We start from the raw sequence: 16449 nt of genomic DNA, 5'->3' as shown, positions 1-16449 counted from the left end.
CCATGACGTCGCTTCATGGAATTGTGCCCCAAAGATAAGGGCGCGCCTCTCAGGCGTCCTCTTCCTCTTCGGCGGTCTCCGGCTCGTCATCCACGCCGCCATCGGTGCCGAGGCGCTGGGCGAGGTTCTTCTCCACCTTGCGCAGCAGCTTGCGGAGCCGTTTGCGCTCCTTGTTGTCGAGACCGGCAACCATCTCGCCTTCCAGGGCTTCCCAGATGCGGTCGATGGAGCCGCCACGGTCGCGGCCCGAATCGGTGAGGAACACGCGCACAAGGCGCCCGTCCCCATCGGTGGCGCGGCGCTCGACGAGGCCCTGCGTGGTGAGCCGCGCAATGGTCTTGGACGCGGTGGGCGGGCGCACCCGCAGCGCGCTGGCCAGGTCGCCCATGGTGCGGCCGTCCTGCTCCACCAGAAGCTTGAGCACGGATTCCTGGCCGGGAAACAGCCCAAGATCCGCCAGAAGGCGGGCCGAGAGGGCCTTCTGAAGCCGGGCCGTGTGCGTCAGCCGATAGCCGATGGTCTTCGCAATCGGATCTTTCATCCCATCCCCCTTGGCCGCCCAGCCCCTGAGCCGAGCGCCACCGTGCGCGGTCCGGCAAGCCGACCACGGGGACTACTTATCCACGCGCCGGCTTACAATTTTGCGAAGGTGGCGACCGATCCTGAAATTTCCGGTGACTAAGGTGATGCTTTTCCGGCTCAGTATACCCCGAATGGTGACTTTTCATACAGCCGGCAAAGTCGCTTCCGTGACCGCCGGTAGCGCTCTAAGGTCGCCGCGTTTCTATGGAAGGTCCTGCGATGAAGCGATTCTGGGCAGAATTGTCCGCGCCGGAGGTGGCTGCGCTCGATCGTGCGGCGGCGATCGCCGTGCTTCCCGTGGCCGCAGTGGAGCAGCACGGCCCCCATCTGCCGCTGGGCACCGATCTGCACATTGCCGAGGGCTATATCGCGCGGATTCTCCCTCTGTTGCCGGACGCCCCCATATTCTTTCTGCCGGTGCAGAGCGTGGGGGCATCGGCCGAGCATCAATCCTTTGCCGGCACCCTCAGCCTTTCACCGGAGGCCGCGCTCGCGGCCTGGGGCGAGATCTGCGAGGGGCTCCATCTGGCCGGTATCTGCCGGCTGGTGATCCTGAACACCCATGGCGGCAACGTGCCGGTGATCGACCTTCTCGCCCGGCGGCTGCGGGAACGGCACGCCATGCTCGCGGTCACCTGCTCCATGCACCGCTTCGGCTATCCGGAGGGGCTGTTCGCGCCGCAGGAGCGCGCCCACGGCATCCATGGCGGGGCGATCGAGACCTCGCTGATGCTGGCCTTCCGCCCCGACCTCGTGGACATGGCGAAGGCGAGCGACTTCGCGCCCTGGAGCATCGAGATGGAGCACACCTTCTCCCAGCTGCGCGCCAACCACCCTGTGGGCTTCGGCTGGATGAGCGAGGATCTCCACCCGTCCGGCGCCATGGGCAATGCCGCCGCCGCCACTGCGGAGAAGGGAGAGGCCGCCGCCGCCCATGGTGCGCGGGCCTTCATCGCGCTGCTGGAGGATGTGGCGTGCTTCGATCTTTCCCGGTTCGCGGAAAGGCCCTAGGCCAGCGCCGCGACACGCCCCCGGTTCAGCGCCAGCCATTGCAGCGCCATCCTGAGATAGCCGTTATAGCAGCGGCCATTGTCCAGCAGGCGAAGCGCGTCTTCGATGGGAAGGGCGAAGGGCAGCGTCACCTCGCTTTCGCTCGCCAGCCCTGCCTGGGCGGGCAATGCGGCGGCGTCGACCACGGCGAGGAAGAGCCGGGTGCGCTCGTCGATGACGCCGGGCGTCGCCACGACCTCGAACATGGGTTCCATATGGGTCGGCGCGAGGCCGGTCTCCTCGAGACACTCGCGCCGCGCGGCCGCCTCCCAGTCCTCGTCATGATCGAGGCGCCCGGCAGGGATCTCGATCATCTGTCCCAATCCCGTGGCGAAGTGGGCCGCGAGGCGGAACTGGCGGATCAGCACCACCTGCTCCAGCACCGGGTCGATGCACAAGATGCCCACCACCCCGCCGATGCGCACCACATCTCGCAGCAGCGCATCCCGGGTGCCATCGGGATGGACGAGGGTGACGTCGTAGCGCTCATAGGTGAGGAAGGCGTCGGCCAGCACTTCCGGCGCGGACAGCTCGATATCGGCCGGCTCGTCCGCCACTTCTCCATCCAGCCCGCTCATTGCGAGACCACGCCGGTCTGCGCCGTTTCCAGGTTGAACGCCGCGGCGAACAGGGCCTTGGTGTAGTCCTCGCGGGGATGCTCGAACACCGTGCGCGCCGGGCCTTCCTCCACCACCTTGCCGCCGCGCATGACAAGGATGCGGCTTGCCAGCGCGGAAACCACGCGCAGATCGTGGGAAATGAACATGTAGGTGAGGTTGCGCTTCCTCTGGAGGGCGCGCAGCAGGTCGACGATCTGCGCTTGCACCAGCATGTCGAGGGCGGAGGTGGGCTCGTCCAGCACCACGAAAGAGGGCTCCAGCGCCATGGCGCGGGCGATGGAGATGCGCTGGCGCTGGCCGCCGGAGAATTCGTGCGGGTAGCGGTTGCGGCTTTCCGGGTCGAGGCCGACATCGGAGAGGGCGGCGATGACGCGGGCCTCGCGCTCCTCAAGGGAGAGCTGCTTCTGGTGCACTTCCAGCCCTTCGCCGACGATGTCTGCCACCGACATGCGGGGGGAGAGCGCGCCATACGGATCCTGGAAGACGATCTGCATGTCGCGCCGCAGCGGGCGCATGCCGGCGAACTTCAGCCCGTCGATGCGCTGGCCGAGGAAGGCGATGGGCCCCTGGCTGGAGATGAGGCGGATGAGGGCGAGGCCGAGCGTGGTCTTGCCGGAGCCGCTCTCGCCCACCACGCCCAGGGTCTCGCCCTGGTGGATGGCGACGCTCACCCCGTCCACCGCCTTCACGTGCCCCACCGTGCGGCGCAGGATGCCGCGCTTGATGGGGAAATGGACCTTCAGGTCCTGTGCCGAGACCACCACCGGCGCGTCCGGCGCGGCGGGGGCGGGGTCTGGCTTCGGCTCGGCGCGCAGCAGCGCCTTGGTGTAAGGGTGCTGCGGATTGGTGAAGGTCTCTTCGGCGCCGCCCTGCTCGACGATCTCGCCCTTCTGCATCACGCATACCCGGTCGGCGATCTTGCGCACGATGCCGAGGTCATGGGTGATGAACAGCATGGCCATGCCGAGCCGCGCCTGGAGCTGCTTCAGGAGTTTGAGAATCTGCGCCTGGACGGTCACATCCAGCGCCGTGGTGGGCTCGTCGGCGATGAGGAGGTCCGGCTCGTTCGCCAGCGCCATGGCGATCATGACGCGCTGGCGCTGGCCGCCGGAGAGCTGGTGGGGATAGGCGCCGAGCCGGCTCGCGGGATCGGGGATGCCCACCTCGCTCAGCAGCTCTACGATGCGCGGCCGCACCGCCGCCCCCGAGATGTCGGTGTGGAGCAGCAGCATCTCGCCGACCTGCTTCTCGATGGTGTGCAGCGGGTTCAGCGACGACATGGGTTCCTGGAACACCATGGTCACGTCATTGCCCCGCACGGCCCGCAGCTCCCGCTCCGGCAAGGTGAGGAGGTCCCGCCCCTTGAACAGGATCTTCCCCATGGGATGGCTCGCCGAGGGATAGGGCAGAAGCTTCAGCACCGAGAGGGCGGTGACGGACTTTCCCGAGCCGGATTCGCCCACCAGTGCCACCGTCTCGCCCGGCATCACGTCAAAAGACACCCGGTCCACCGCGACCGCTTGCCCCTCCACACGGCGGAAGGCCACGGAGAGGTCCTGGACGGAGAGGAGGGGGGAGGGAGATTGGGTGCTCATGATCCCCTCACGATGTCATCGACGGTGAATGGATTGACCGGAAGACGCGTCAGCCCGTCCGGCATGGTGAGCCGCTCGTCCTCGGTGATGAAATAGCGGCAGGCGGCCTTCTGCGCGGAGGCGAGGTGAACCGCATCCGGCAGGCGCAGGGAGCGATAGGCGGCACGCAGATGCGCCGCTGCAACGAGGACGTCGCGGCTGACGGGAAGGACCTCAAAGTTTCCTTCCGGCGAGATGATGCGGTCATAGGCCACCACCAGTTCGCCCGCGCCCCGCTCGATGGGCTTCACCAATATTTCCGACAAGGTCAGCTCGCTGGTGACGGCCACGACTTCATGCTGTTCTACCGAATGGAAGATGTTCCAGGCGTGATCGCCATGCGCGCCGGGATTCTCGAAGGCGGCGATGAAGACATTGGCATCCAGATAGACGCGCGGCGTCATCGGCGATCCCATTCGTCGCGCAGCGCGCGGATATGATCGACGATGTCCTGCGGCGTGTCGAAATGATCGCGGCGCAGATGCTGCCACCGGCTGAAATGTCCGGCACCGGAATCGCCGGAAGGGGGTGCCCCCTCGGGTGCCTCGGTTTCCAGGACCACACGCACGCGCTCTTTGTCCGCGACGCTCTCCCGCAGATCGTCCGGCAGCTTCTCCACCGGGTAATGCTCGCGCACGATCCTGTTCATGGCCCTGTCTCCGCCCCCATCCTACCACACGTCACGCGAAGGTCTTGCGGGGGTCGAAGGCGTCGCGGATGGCTTCGCCGACGAAGATGAGCAGGCTCAGCATGAGCGCCACCGTGAAGAAGCCGGTGAGGCCGAGCCACGGCGCCTGCACGTTCGCCTTGCCCTGGGAGAGCAGTTCGCCAAGGGAAGGCGAGCCGGGGGGCAGGCCGAAGCCCAGAAAGTCGAGGGCGGTGAGCGTCATCACCGAGGAGGACAGGATGAAGGGCAGGAAGGTGAGCGTCGCCACCATGGCATTGGGCAGAAGGTGCCGCAGCATGATGGTGAGGTTGCCCACCCCCAGCGCCCGGGCCGCCTGCACGTATTCGAAATTGCGCGCCCTGAGGAATTCTGCGCGCACAAGACCCACCAGCGAGACCCAGGAGAACAGCAGCAGGATGCCCAGCAGCACCCAGAAGCCCGGCACCAGCACCGAGGAGATGATGAGCAGCAGATAGAGCGAGGGGATGGATGTCCAGATCTCGATGAAGCGCTGGAACAGAAGGTCCACCCAGCCGCCGAAATAACCCTGCACCGCGCCGGCCGCGACCCCCACCACGGACGAGACGATGGTGAGCGCGAGGCCGAACAGGACCGAGATGCGGAAGCCGTAGATGAGGCGGGCGAGCACGTCGCGGCCCTGGTCGTCCGTGCCGAGCCAGTTCATCTCGAGGCCCGAGCAGCCGGAAACGCCCTTCTTCTCCGCCACCGTCTTGCACTGCGCCTCGGTGAGCATCCAGGTGGGGGGCGAGGGCGCGGGGGTTGGCAGATCGAGATTGTGGGTGGAATAGGCGAAGCGGATGGGCGGCCAGATCATCCAGCCGCCCTTCTCGGCGATCAGCCTCTGAAGATAGGGGTCGCGATAGTCCGTCGTGGTCTCGAAGTCGCCGCCGAACGTGGTCTCGGGATAATCCCGGAAGACCGGCATGTAATAGGCGTTGTCGTACTTCACGAGGATGGGCCGGTCGTTCGCCAGGAACTCGGCGAACAGGCTCACCACGAACAGGATCATGAACAGGACGAACGACCACCAGCCCCGGCCATTGCCGCGGAAGTTCCGCACGCGGCGCTGGTTGAGCGGGGAGAGCCACGCCTTCTTCGCGACGGGGAGCGGCGCAGGGGGCTTCTCGGAGACGGTGGGTGCGGCGGGGGGCAGGGTGGCGCGGGTGTCCATGCCTCAGACCTCCCGCGTCTCGAAGTCGATGCGCGGATCGACCACCATATAGGTGAGATCCGAGACGAGGCCGATGAGGAGGCCCGCCAGGGAGAAGATGTAGAGCGTGCCGAACACCACGGGATAGTCGCGGTTGAGCACGCTCTCGAAGCCCAGCAGGCCGAGGCCGTCCAGGGAGAAGATGGTCTCGATGAGCAGCGAGCCGGTGAAGAAGGCGGAGATGAAGGCGCTGGGGAAGCCGGCGATGACGATCAGCATGGCGTTCCGGAAGACGTGCCCGTAGAGCACCTTGCGCTCGGAAAGCCCCTTCATGCGCGCGGTGGTGACGTACTGCTTCCGGATTTCCTCCAGGAACGAGTTCTTGGTGAGCAGCGTCATGGTGGCGAAGGCGCCCAGCACCATGGAGGTGAGCGGCAGCACGAGGTGCCAGCCATAATCCAGGATGCGCGCCGGCCAGGAGAGTTGGGACCAATTGTCGGAGGTGAGCCCGCGCAGCGGGAACCAGTCGAGGAACGAGCCGCCGGCGAACAGGATGATCAGGAGGATGGCGAAGAGGAAGGAGGGGATGGCATAGCCGACGATGATCACCGCCGAGGTCCACACATCGAAGCGCGAGCCGTCCCGCATGGCCTTCGAGATGCCGAGCGGGATGGAGATGAGATAGGTCAGCAGCGTCATCCAGAGCCCGAGCGAGATGGAGACGGGCAGCTTCTCGGCGATGAGGTCGAGCACGCCGATGTCGCGGAAGTAGGAGCGCCCGAAATCAAACCGGGCATAGTTCCAGATCATCAGCAGGAAGCGCTCATGGGCCGGCTTGTCGAAGCCGAACTGCTTCTCCAGCTCCGCGATGAATTTCGGGTCCAGCCCCTGCGCGCCGCGATATTTCGAGGCGGAGGCATCCATGCCCCCGCCGGGGGCGGCCGCGCCGCCGGCGAAGTCGCTGCCCTGGCCGGAGACGCGGGCGGTGGCGGAGACGTCGTCGCCGGTGAGCTGGGCGATCACCCGCTCCACCGGGCCGCCGGGCGCGAACTGCACCACCACGAACGAGACCAGCATGATGCCGAGGATGGTCGGCACCATGAGGGCTATGCGGCGGAGGATGTAAGCGAGCATTGAATCTCCGGATTTCGGCCGACGGTGCGGGCCTGCGCGCTCCGCGTCAACCGCCCTTTGAGGATTGAGGGCGGGTCCACCAGGTGTCGAGGACGCCGGTATCGTATCTGGGCGGTGTTCCCGGCCGGTCGTAGACGTCCCAATAGGCGATCCAGCGGGATGCCTTGTACCATTGGGGAATCCAGTAGCGCCCGGAGCGCAGCACCCGGTCGAGCGCCCGGCAGGCTGTGACCAGATCCGCCCGCGTCTGCGCGGCCAGCGCTGCATTGATAAGCCCGTCCACGGCGCTGTCGGAGATGCCGGACAGATTGTTGGAGCCGCGCGTGCGGGCTGCCTCGCTGCCGAAATAGGCCCGCAGTTCCTCGCCCGGATTGAGCGAGACGGAATAGCGCCGCACCACGACGTCGAAATCGAAATCCTTCAACCGCGACTGGTATTGCGGGGGATCGATGATGCGGAACGACGCATCGATGCCGAGCACCTTGAGATTCCCGATCAGGCGCGCGGTATGGCGCTCCAGGCTTCCGTCATCGTCCAGGAACTCGATGGTGAGCGGCTGGTCCTTGGCGTCCACCAGCCGCCCCTGCTTCACCTGATAGCCCGCCTCCTTCAGCAACGCGGCGGCGCGGCGCAGAAGGGTGCGGTCCTGACCCGAGCCGTCGGTGGCGGGCGGCACGTAGGGCTCGCCGAACACCTCCTCGGGAAGCCGCTCGCGATAGGGGGCGAGCAGCTTCTCCTCGGCGGGCGAGGGCTTTCCCACCGCCATCAGATCGGAATTCTGGAAGAAGGAGACGGTCCGGTCGTACTGGCCGTACATGAGGTTCTTGTTGGTCCATTCGAAATCGAAGGCCAGCGAGAGCGCCTCGCGCACGGTGCGGTCGAAGAATTTCGGCCGGCGTGTGTTGAAAAACCACCCCTGCGCACCTGAAGGGGTGTGGTCGGGGAGGACATCGCGCTTCACCCGGCCGTCCTTGATGGCCGGGAAATCGTATCCCGTGGCCCAGGCGCGGGAGGTGAACTCCTCGCGGAAGAGGTAGGCGTGGGCCTTGAACGCCTCGAAGCCCACGTCCCGGTCGCGGAAATATTCGTAGCGGATGGTGTCGAAATTGAACCGGCCGCGGTTCACCGGCAGGTTCACGGCCCAATAGTCGGGCACCCGGCCATATTCGATGAAGCGCCCGCTCTCGAACCGGCCGATCTTGTAGGGGCCGGAGCCGAGCGGCGGCTCCATGGTGGTCTCTTCGAATTTGCGGGTGGAATAATAGGCCTTGGAGAAGATGGGCAGGCTCGCCGCATAGAGCGGCACGTCGCGGGGGCGCTGGGCGGTGAAGCGCACCAGCACCGTGCCAGGCCCGTCCGCCTCGGCGCCGGTGAATTCCCGCAGCGCCTGGCGGATCAGCGGGTGGCCTTCGGCCTTCAGCGTGTTGAGGGAGAAGGCCACGTCGTCCGCGGTCAGCGGCGTGCCGTCATGGAAGCGCGCTTCCGGCCTGAGGCGATAGCGGTAGAGCTGGCCGCCCTCCGAAATGGTCACGCCCGCCGCGACCAGCCCGTAGAGCGCATCCGGCTCGTCGGTCGCCCGTGCCATCAGGCTGTCGAAGATGAGCGCCACGCCCTGCGCGCCATCGCCGCGCAGGATGTAGCCGTTGAGCGAGTTGAAGGTCTGGAAGGACTGGTTATAGGCGGCGGTGGGGCCGATCAGCGAATAGGCGCCGCCCTTGGGCGCATCCGGGTTCACATAGGCGAACTGCTTGAAGTCCGCGGGATATTTCAGCTCGCCGAAGGCGGAGAGGCCGTGGCGTTCCGCATCCTGCGGCGCGCCGGCCGCAGCCGCGCCTTGGGCGAAGCCGGGCCGGGCCGCCACCAGGGCGCCGGCGCCCACGGCGAGGCGCAGAAGGGCGCGGCGGCTGGGTCCGCGGGTCCCGGCGCCGTCGCTCATTGAGGGATATTCCCGATCTTGGCGGCCTTGGCCTGGTCCCACCACCAGATGGTGGGGAATTCGAAGCTGTATTTCGGCAGGTTTTCGGGGCGCGCGAAGCGGTCCCAGCGGGCGGTGCGGGTATAGCGCAGCGTCCAGGCGGGGATGACATAGTCGTTCCACAGCAGCACCCGGTCGAGCGCATGGGTGGTGGCCACCAGCTCGTCGCGGTTCTTGGCGTAGATGACCTTGTCGATCAGCGCATCCACGGCGGGGTTGGAGATGCCGGCATAATTGCGCGAGCCGTCGCGCTTGGCGCTGTCCGAGCCCCAATAATCGCGCTGCTCGTTGCCCGGCGAGAGCGACTGGCCCCAGCCGGAGACGATCATGTCGAAGTCCCGGGCGCGCACGCGGTTGATATATTGCGAGGAATCCACCATGCGCACGCTGACCTGGATGCCCAGCCGCTCAAGGCCCGGCTTGTAGAACAGCGCGACCCGCTCGAAGGAGGGGCTGTTGATCAGGATCTCGATGGTGAAGGGCTCGCCCTTCGTGTCGACGAGCTGCTTGCCCTTCACCTGGAAGCCGGCCTGCTTCAGCAGGTCGAACGCGGCGCGCAAATTGGCGCGGCGCTCCTCCTCGGTCTTGCTCACCGGGTTGGTGTAGGTCTTGGTGAACAGGTCCGCCGGCACCTTGTCCTTCACCGTGTTCAGGATCTCCAGCTCAAGCCCCTTCGGCGTGCCAGAGGAGGCGAGCTCGGTGCCCGAGAAATAGCTGTCGATGCGGCTGTACTGGTCGAAGAACAAGGTGTGGTTCATGCCCTCGAAGTCGAGGGCGTAATTGAGCGCGCGGCGCACCCGCTGGTCCTGGAACTTCGCCCGGCGCAGGTTGGGGATGAAGGCCTGCATGATGCCGGAGGAGCGGTTCTCGAAGGTCTCCAGCACCACCTTGCCGTCATTCTTGGCGGGGAAATCGTAGGCGGTGGCCCAGTTCTTCGCGGAGACCTCGGTGCGGAAATCGTACTGGTCGGCCTTGAACGCCTCCAGCTCCACCGTGTCGTCGCGGTAATATTCGTAGCGGATCTCGTCGAAATTGTTCGAGCCCACGTTCACGGGCAGGTCCTTGCCCCAATAATCCTTCACCCGCTCGTAGGAAATGGTGCGGCCGGGCACGAAGGACTTGATCTTGTAGGCGCCCGAGCCAAGCGGCGGCTCGAGGGTGCCTTGCGTGATGTCGCGCGCCTTGCCGGCCCCGTCGGTCCCGGTCCAATAGTGCTTCGGCAGCACCATCATCTCGCCGACGATCTGGGGCAATTCGCGGTTGCCGCCCTGGTCGAAGGTGAAGGTGACATCCCGCTCGCCGGTCTTCTGCACGTCCTTCACGTGGCGATAATAGAAGGCCTGGCCGGGATTGTTCTTGGTGATCACGTCGAACGACCACACCACGTCGTCGGGCGTGATGGGCTTGCCGTCATGCCATTTGGCCTCGGGGCGCAGGCGGTAGGTGACGGAGGAGAAGTCCGGCGGAAAGGACAGGCCCTCGGCGATCAGGCCGTAGGCGGTGGCCACCTCGTCGCGCGACTGGGTGGTGAGCGTGTCGTAGATGAGGCCGATGCCGGCCGAGACGGCGCCGCGCGGGATGATGGCGTTGAAGCTGTCAAACGTCCCGGTCTCGGAGAAGCGCACCAGCCCGCCCTTGGGGGCGTTCGGGTTCACATAGTCGAAATGCTTGAAGTCCGGCGGATATTTCGGCTCGCCCAGCAGGGACGCGGCAGCCCGGAACGGCGCCTCGGCCGGCTGCGCGGATGCCGGCGCCGCACTGGCGAGGACGGCCAGGGCAAAAGCGAGGCTGCGGACCTTCAAACGCATCGGGAGGCTCCGGATCGGCGGCGCGGGTGGGTCAACAGCGCCATAGACGATAATCACCCCTGACGCGACGGCAGAAAAAAGGCGTGCGGGGCGCAAGGCGAGCAAAATCAGGTGAAATCTTGGTAATGCGCGCGCGGATGCCGCCCCGGAGCGCGCCGCCCTTGTCCTGGCCGACTGCAACGGAGCAAAGCGCAGTGGAAGGAGAGCCGGGACCCAGCGCAAGAGACCGCCGAAGGCGCTTCACGCCATTTCCGATGCCGCGCGGCGGAAATGCTCAGGCGCTGGTCGCGGGTGACGGCTTCGCCGGAGTTTCGCGCTGGGTCCCGGCTCTGCGTTCGCGCTGCGCGCTCACTTGGCCAGGACAAGCCCTTCGGTCGCCAAGCCAAACGAAAAAGGCCGGTCCCTTCGGACCGGCCTTTCAACGTCAGAGCTTCGAAAGCCTCACTTGGCGGCCGGCGCCGTCGACTGGCCGGCATCGCCCGTGGGGGGCTTTGCGTCGCCGCCGGCGGGGGCGGCAGCCGGAGCCGCGGCGGTGGCCGTCGGCAGGGGCTTGGGATTGTGCGCGAGGGAATTGAGGTAGGCGATCAGGTCTGCCCGCTCCACTTCCTTCGGGATGCCCGCGAATGCCATGGCCGTGCCGGGAACGGCGGCCTTGGGATTGGTGAGGAAGGTGTTGAGGGCCTGGGGGGTCCAGTCGCCGCCATGGGCCTTCATGGCCGCGGAATAGGCGAATCCGGCCACGCTGGCGACAGGGCGGTCCACCACGCCATAGAGGTCGGGGCCGACCTTGGCGCCCGCACCTTCCTGGAAGTTGTGGCAGGAGCCGCAGCGCTTGGCGACGTTGGCGCCCTTCTCCACCGACGCCTTGGCGAACAGCTCCTCGATGGGAACGCTCGGCGCGGCGGTCGGGGCCTGCGCCTCGGAGGGGCCCTCCGGCACGGCGATGTCATAGCCAGGCTTGGCCGGCGCCGAGGGGGTGAAGAGGATTTCGGAGAAGATACCGAGGCCGAGCGTGAGCGTCAGGGTGCCAAGCACCGCGCCCGCTATTTTATTCAATTCGAAACTGTCCATCGGCGCTTCGCTCCTCGGAGCCCCAATTTTCCACCCAGAACAGCGCGCAAAGGCAGCGCCGGCGCGCCGCGACGAGCACGGCCGGTCGGACACTAATCATTTTGCCAAACGCCGCGCAACCCGTGCGGGGCGCGCCCCAATGCCACGCATTGGAGCACTTCCACAAAAGAACCTGCGCCGCATGGCGGACGCGGCGAGCGGTCGCAGAGCACCCGGCTTATGGACATCGGCGCCGCGAGGGTGGATATGCGCTCGCAGAATCAGAAGGACGAGAAAAGATGAGCCGCCGCATCGTGTTCCAGGGCGAGCCGGGCGCCAATTCGCACATTGCCTGCCGCGAGACCTATCCGGACCATGAGGCAGTGCCCTGCGCCACGTTCGAGGACTGCTTCGCCGCCGTGGAAGGCGGCACCGCGGACCTTGCCATGATTCCCATCGAGAATTCGGTGGCCGGGCGCGTCGCCGACATCCACCACCTGCTGCCACGCGCGAACGTCTCAATCATCGGCGAATTCTTCCTGCCTTTGTCGCACCAGCTCATGGCGGTGAAGGGGGCGAGCCTTGCCACCATCAAAAGCGCCCAGAGCCACGTGATGGCGCTCGGCCAGTGCCGCAAGGCCATGCGCACGCTCGGCCTGACGGCGGTGATCGGCGCCGATACGGCGGGCTCGGCGCGGGAGATCGCGGATGCCGGCGACATCACCCGCGCCGCCATCGCTTCGCGCCTTGCGGCCGAGCTCTACGGGCTCGACATCCTGGCCGAGAACATCGAGGACGAGGCCCACAACACCACGCGCTTCGTCATCCTGGCCAAGGAAGGCGACTGGGCGCCCGCCGGCAACGGGCCGGTGGTGACGTCCTTCGTGTTCCGCGTGCGCAACGTGCCGGCCGCGCTCTACAAGGCATTGGGCGGGTTCGCCACCAATGGCGTCAACATGACCAAGCTGGAATCCTACCAGATGGACGGGGCCTTCACGGCCACCCAATTCTATGCCGACGTGGACGGCCACCCGGACGACAGAGGCCTGAAATTCGCCCTGGAGGAACTGGCCTTCTTCTCCCGTGAGCTGCGCATCCTCGGGGTCTATCCGGCGCACGCCTACCGGCTGGGACTGTCGGAGGAGTGAGCGCCGGGGCCCGCGCCCTTCTCTCCACTTGCGTGTGTCACCATGCTTTCACGCCGCTTCTCCACCTTTGAGCGGCGTGGCGTCTTTTCATCGCCGTTTGAATATTTGGAGCATTCGATGCGCAATTTCCTCGCGCTTTCGCTGATTTCGGCATCGCTCGCACTTTTTGCCGCGGGCACCGCCGCTGCCGCCCCGCGCGAAGTGGCGCCGCTTCCCCAGACCGAATGCGACGCGCTTGCGAAGGTCCTGTCCAAGCGGCTGGCCGGCATGACCGTCTCGGTTTCCATGACGGGGAACCCGTCCCAGGTTCTCGAAAGGCTCAAGGTTTCGGGCACCGGCTGCGAGCTTACGGGCACGAAGACGGGCATGCCCCGCGCCTTCTATTTCGACACGCTCAGCGAGCCCTATTTCAAGGATTGGGAGCAGGCATTGCCGGCGGCGGCCGATGGGCCCAATGGCGGAACGTTCGGTTTCTTCAAGGGCCCGAAGGTCGTCATTTACGACCTCCACTATGAGGTCCCGGAAAAGCTCTGCAAGTCTGCGAAAGACGTTGAGGCTTGCGAGAGCAAATATCAGAAGCAGTGGGTCTACCAGTTCCGCGCGACGGCCTTCGGCTTCGTCGATGGAAAACCCCTCGCGGACAGCGATTTCGCGCAATAGGCGTCCCGCCGAGAGGCGGCCGCGCCGGGTCTAATGGTCGAACCGCAGCGTGATGCGCGCCCGCTCCCCCAGGCGCCCGAACGTGACCTTGTCCCCAAGGCGGGTGAGCATGTAGGCGGCGAACGCCGCTACCTCCTTGGCATCCCCGAGCAGCGCCTCCGGCGAGGGGCGCTCCTTGGGCGCCTCCATGACCTCCCCGTCATAGAGGAGGAAGACGTCGAGCTGGGTCTCGTTGAAGCGCGCCCGCAGCTCCACCAGACCTGTGGCGATCTCCGTGTCCTGAAGCACTTCCAGCGCCTGCGCCGCGACGGGGATCGCCGCCGCCACCACGTCGCGCCGCGCGCCCCAAAGGCCGCCCTGGTGCTCCAGGAACTCCTGCACCGCGAGGAAGGCGTTGGAGCCCGCCGGCACCACGAACGCGCTTTCGCGCGCGATGCCGATGCGGAACAGAAGATTCAGCGCGATGGCGAAGCAGGCCGCAACCGTCAGCGGGGTGGAGAACAAGGGCTGCGCCCAGAGGGGCAACTGCTCGTGCAGCGGCAGCAGCGCCACCGAGAGACCCGCCAGCATGGAGAGCCCCACCAGGAACACCCGCCGCTCGCTGAGGCGCCGCGACAGGATGAGGTCCATGCCCGCCACCAGCAGATAGGCGGCGGTATAGAGCAGGATGCCGCCGATAACAGGGGAGGGGATCAGCGTCAGCGCCACGATGGCTTTGGGGAAGAAGGCGGTGGCGAACATCAGCGCGCCGGCGGCGATGCCGATCACCCGCGCGGTGGCGCCGGTGGCGAAGGCAAGGCCCACGGCGGAAGAGGAGAGGCTGGACTGGAAGCCGGTGGTGAGGCCGTTGAGGATGTTGCCGATGCCGGTGGCCGTCACCGCCCGGCTGGCCGCCGCCATGTCGGCGCGGCGCCAGTCGGCGTCATTCATCTTCTCCAGCGACAGCGTGGTGCTCAGCACGTCCACCATCCCCATGAGCACCAGCAGGCCCATGAGGGGAAACAGGCTCGGCTCCAGGTGGAAGCCGGGCAAGGTCAGGGTTGGCAGCGCCACCGTGTCGACGCGGCCGAGAATGTCGGAGAAATTGGTCTGGTCGACGCCGCCCACCACGGCCGCGATCCAGCCCGTGGCAGCCCCCGCCAGCACCGCGAACAGCTTCAGCCGGCGCGGAGCGAAGATGGTGACGCAGACAATGATGGCCAGGGTGAGGGCCGAGACCGCCAGCGCCCCGTGATCGACGATGACATGGGCGCCCTCCATGCCGAGCGCACGCCGCAAGGCAGGGGCGGCGAGCGAGACCCCCAGCATGGAGACCGCCACGCCGCAGACCTCGGGCGGCAGCAGCACGCGCAGGGGGCGCACCACGCGCGCGACCAGGAGCTGGCAAAGCCCGGTGACGATGAGGTTCGCGGCCATGAGCGCCGGCCCGCCGAGGCTGAGGGACTGGACCGCGAGCGGGATGGCGCCGGGCGAGGGCACGTGGACGCCGAGATAGCCGCTGCCGAACCTTGTGCGCGCGCACTGGATGATGGTGGTGAGGCCGATGCACATGGCGCAGGCGGTGAGGATGGCCTGGGTCTGGTTCTCGTCGAGGCCCGCCTCGGCCGTCGCCACCAGGGGATAGAGCAGATAGGTCAGCGCCAGCATGGCGTGCTGGGCCGCCAGCGGGATCAATGCGGAGGGCGGGACCTTGTCTTCAAGGCCATAGATGAGGTCGGGCGGTCGGCGCCGGTGCCGGATCGGGCCGGGTGGCAGCGCGATGAGGCGCCGCACCTTTCCGGCCAGCCTGCGCTGGAGCGACGCCTTCTTGCGTTGGGCCTTGGGTCCGGTGCGGTCGTCCAAATTCCTCTCCCGCGCCGGGCACACCTGCGGCGGCAGACAGCCGATTCGGCAATTTTGGCGGAAACCGCGCGCGAATCCAGCCCGCTTCCGCGGCGAAGCCTCAGCCGGCTGTCACAAAGGCGCGGATCAGGTGATGGGCGATGGCGATGGGGGGCGGCGTGAAGAGTCCCTGGGGATGGGTGCGCGTGAGCATCAGCGTGGCCTCCTCGCGGGTGAACCAGCGGGCGTCCTCCAGCTCGCTCTTGTCCACCACGATCTCGTCGGTGAGCGCTTCCGCGAGGCAGCCGATCATCAGCGACATGGGAAAGGGCCAGGGCTGGGAGGCGTGGTAGGAGACCCGCCCCACCAGGAGGCCGGATTCCTCCAGAATCTCGCGCCGCACCGCGTCCTCCGCCGTCTCGCCCGGCTCCACGAAGCCGGCCAGCGCGGACCACATGCCGGGGGCGAAATGGGCCTGCCGGCCGAGGAGGCAGCGGTCGCCCATGGCGGTCAGCATGATCACCACCGGGTCGGTGCGCGGGAAATGCTGCGCCCCGCAGGAGGGGCAGTCGCGCCGCCAGCCGCCCTCGATGACATTGCTCTCATTGCCGCAATTGGAGCAGAAGCGGTGGCGGCCGTGCCAGGCGTTCAGCGCCTTGCCGCAGGCGATGGCGGCGAGGTGCTCGGGTGGCAGGAGGCCGCCGGTGGCGATGGAGCGCAGGTCGGAAACGAACAGGCCGCCGGCCTCCAGTTCCTCGCGCCGTCCGGCATCGAACCGCGCGGCAAAGCGCGGCGCGCCATCGGAAAAGCCGAGGAAAAGCGGGCTTCCGGCGCCGAGGTCACGGGCATGGGCCGGCTCGAACAGCGGCTCCAGCCACTCGCCGATCTTGCGGGCGGCCACCAGTTCGCCGCCCAGAAGATAGGTGCGCGCATCCCGCTGCTCGAACAGCGCCTCCGCCTCGCCCCGGCGGTGGGCGGCACGGTCGAGCGGGTTGCCTATATAGCCAAGGGCCGGCCAGGCGCCGAGATCGGGAAGAGCGATGGTGGTCATGGGAGGCGCCTGAGGCGGTGAATGAAGGTGGCGGACGGTGGCACGGGCTTAAGGGGGAGGCAAGCGGGTTGGAAACGT

The 16449-nt window shown here is 66.9% G+C and carries 15 protein-coding genes; 3 read left to right on the top strand and 12 right to left on the bottom strand.

Annotation, left to right across the window (positions count from 1 at the left end; genetic code table 11):
* Nucleotides 1-49: 49 nt before the first annotated feature.
* Nucleotides 50-541, bottom strand: a complete 492-nt coding sequence (locus tag ABLE91_RS23170; RefSeq protein ID WP_348934722.1) for a MarR family winged helix-turn-helix transcriptional regulator — start codon at nucleotides 539-541, stop codon at nucleotides 50-52.
* A 260-nt stretch (nucleotides 542-801) separates the two neighbouring features.
* On the opposite strand from ABLE91_RS23170, the gene ABLE91_RS23165 reads away from it, so the two are divergent.
* On the top strand, nucleotides 802-1593 hold the full coding sequence (locus tag ABLE91_RS23165) for a creatininase family protein (RefSeq protein WP_348934720.1): 792 nt from the start codon (nucleotides 802-804) through the stop codon (nucleotides 1591-1593).
* Here ABLE91_RS23165 and ABLE91_RS23160 read toward each other — a convergent pair.
* From ABLE91_RS23160 to ABLE91_RS23120, 9 genes are all read right to left on the bottom strand, one after another.
* Complete coding sequence (locus ABLE91_RS23160; protein ID WP_348934717.1) at nucleotides 1590-2210, bottom strand: NUDIX domain-containing protein; 621 nt, start codon at nucleotides 2208-2210, stop codon at nucleotides 1590-1592. The two genes, ABLE91_RS23165 and ABLE91_RS23160, sit on opposite strands and share 4 nt — an antisense overlap.
* Nucleotides 2207-3847 (bottom strand): ABC transporter ATP-binding protein, encoded by a 1641-nt coding sequence (locus ABLE91_RS23155; protein WP_348934714.1) that lies wholly within the window; start codon nucleotides 3845-3847, stop codon nucleotides 2207-2209. The genes ABLE91_RS23160 and ABLE91_RS23155 overlap by 4 nt, the downstream gene beginning before the upstream one ends.
* A complete protein-coding gene (locus ABLE91_RS23150) occupies nucleotides 3844-4290 on the bottom strand; it encodes a type II toxin-antitoxin system VapC family toxin (RefSeq protein WP_348934712.1) in 447 nt (148 codons plus the stop codon). The genes ABLE91_RS23155 and ABLE91_RS23150 overlap by 4 nt, the downstream gene beginning before the upstream one ends.
* Complete coding sequence (locus tag ABLE91_RS23145) at nucleotides 4287-4535, bottom strand: hypothetical protein (RefSeq protein ID WP_348934710.1); 249 nt, start codon at nucleotides 4533-4535, stop codon at nucleotides 4287-4289. The genes ABLE91_RS23150 and ABLE91_RS23145 overlap by 4 nt, the downstream gene beginning before the upstream one ends.
* Before the next feature lie 31 nt (nucleotides 4536-4566).
* A complete protein-coding gene (locus tag ABLE91_RS23140; protein ID WP_348934707.1) occupies nucleotides 4567-5745 on the bottom strand; it encodes an ABC transporter permease in 1179 nt (392 codons plus the stop codon).
* Between the two features lie 3 nt (nucleotides 5746-5748).
* Nucleotides 5749-6858, bottom strand: a complete 1110-nt coding sequence (locus ABLE91_RS23135) for a microcin C ABC transporter permease YejB (RefSeq protein ID WP_348934705.1) — start codon at nucleotides 6856-6858, stop codon at nucleotides 5749-5751.
* Nucleotides 6859-6904: 46 nt separating this feature from the next.
* Nucleotides 6905-8794, bottom strand: a complete 1890-nt coding sequence (locus ABLE91_RS23130) for an extracellular solute-binding protein (RefSeq protein WP_348934703.1) — start codon at nucleotides 8792-8794, stop codon at nucleotides 6905-6907.
* Nucleotides 8791-10641 carry an extracellular solute-binding protein gene (locus ABLE91_RS23125; protein ID WP_348934701.1) on the bottom strand — a complete coding sequence of 617 codons (1851 nt, stop codon included), beginning with the start codon at nucleotides 10639-10641 and terminating at the stop codon, nucleotides 8791-8793. Before ABLE91_RS23125 ends, ABLE91_RS23130 begins: the two co-directional genes overlap by 4 nt.
* Nucleotides 10642-11082: 441 nt before the next feature.
* Nucleotides 11083-11712 (bottom strand): c-type cytochrome, encoded by a 630-nt coding sequence (locus ABLE91_RS23120; protein ID WP_348934699.1) that lies wholly within the window; start codon nucleotides 11710-11712, stop codon nucleotides 11083-11085.
* 278 nt (nucleotides 11713-11990) lie between these two features.
* Between ABLE91_RS23120 and ABLE91_RS23115 the strand changes: the two genes are divergently transcribed.
* A complete protein-coding gene (locus ABLE91_RS23115) occupies nucleotides 11991-12839 on the top strand; it encodes a prephenate dehydratase (protein WP_348934697.1) in 849 nt (282 codons plus the stop codon).
* Nucleotides 12840-12956: 117 nt separating this feature from the next.
* Nucleotides 12957-13499 carry a hypothetical protein gene (locus tag ABLE91_RS23110; RefSeq protein ID WP_348934695.1) on the top strand — a complete coding sequence of 181 codons (543 nt, stop codon included), beginning with the start codon at nucleotides 12957-12959 and terminating at the stop codon, nucleotides 13497-13499.
* Nucleotides 13500-13529: 30 nt separating this feature from the next.
* Here ABLE91_RS23110 and ABLE91_RS23105 read toward each other — a convergent pair whose 3' ends face one another.
* A complete protein-coding gene (locus tag ABLE91_RS23105) occupies nucleotides 13530-15341 on the bottom strand; it encodes a uracil-xanthine permease family protein (RefSeq protein ID WP_348934693.1) in 1812 nt (603 codons plus the stop codon).
* A 100-nt stretch (nucleotides 15342-15441) separates the two neighbouring features.
* On the bottom strand, nucleotides 15442-16371 hold the full coding sequence (gene nudC, locus ABLE91_RS23100; RefSeq protein WP_348934690.1) for an NAD(+) diphosphatase: 930 nt from the start codon (nucleotides 16369-16371) through the stop codon (nucleotides 15442-15444).
* Between the last annotated feature and the right edge of the window lie 78 nt (nucleotides 16372-16449).

It is taken from the genome of Aquabacter albus, assembly GCF_040049275.1.
Lineage (GTDB): Bacteria > Pseudomonadota > Alphaproteobacteria > Rhizobiales > Xanthobacteraceae > Aquabacter.
Note: the sequence above shows the minus strand (reverse complement) of the source record. Positions and strands in the feature narration are given on the sequence as shown.

Excerpts from the sequence above, each read along its gene's own strand:
- ABLE91_RS23150 (WP_348934712.1), bottom strand. The coding sequence starts at position 4,290 with ATGACGCCGCGCGTCTATCTGGATGCCAATGTCTTCATCGCCGCCTTC.
- ABLE91_RS23125 (WP_348934701.1), bottom strand. The coding sequence starts at position 10,641 with ATGCGTTTGAAGGTCCGCAGCCTCGCTTTTGCCCTGGCCGTCCTCGCC.
- ABLE91_RS23160 (WP_348934717.1), bottom strand. The coding sequence starts at position 2,210 with ATGAGCGGGCTGGATGGAGAAGTGGCGGACGAGCCGGCCGATATCGAG.
- nudC (WP_348934690.1), bottom strand. The coding sequence starts at position 16,371 with ATGACCACCATCGCTCTTCCCGATCTCGGCGCCTGGCCGGCCCTTGGC.
- ABLE91_RS23110 (WP_348934695.1), top strand. The coding sequence starts at position 12,957 with ATGCGCAATTTCCTCGCGCTTTCGCTGATTTCGGCATCGCTCGCACTT.
- ABLE91_RS23170 (WP_348934722.1), bottom strand. The coding sequence starts at position 541 with ATGAAAGATCCGATTGCGAAGACCATCGGCTATCGGCTGACGCACACG.
- ABLE91_RS23145 (WP_348934710.1), bottom strand. The coding sequence starts at position 4,535 with ATGAACAGGATCGTGCGCGAGCATTACCCGGTGGAGAAGCTGCCGGAC.
- ABLE91_RS23130 (WP_348934703.1), bottom strand. The coding sequence starts at position 8,794 with ATGAGCGACGGCGCCGGGACCCGCGGACCCAGCCGCCGCGCCCTTCTG.
- ABLE91_RS23165 (WP_348934720.1), top strand. The coding sequence starts at position 802 with ATGAAGCGATTCTGGGCAGAATTGTCCGCGCCGGAGGTGGCTGCGCTC.
- ABLE91_RS23155 (WP_348934714.1), bottom strand. The coding sequence starts at position 3,847 with ATGAGCACCCAATCTCCCTCCCCCCTCCTCTCCGTCCAGGACCTCTCC.
- ABLE91_RS23140 (WP_348934707.1), bottom strand. The coding sequence starts at position 5,745 with ATGGACACCCGCGCCACCCTGCCCCCCGCCGCACCCACCGTCTCCGAG.
- ABLE91_RS23135 (WP_348934705.1), bottom strand. The coding sequence starts at position 6,858 with ATGCTCGCTTACATCCTCCGCCGCATAGCCCTCATGGTGCCGACCATC.
- ABLE91_RS23120 (WP_348934699.1), bottom strand. The coding sequence starts at position 11,712 with ATGGACAGTTTCGAATTGAATAAAATAGCGGGCGCGGTGCTTGGCACC.
- ABLE91_RS23115 (WP_348934697.1), top strand. The coding sequence starts at position 11,991 with ATGAGCCGCCGCATCGTGTTCCAGGGCGAGCCGGGCGCCAATTCGCAC.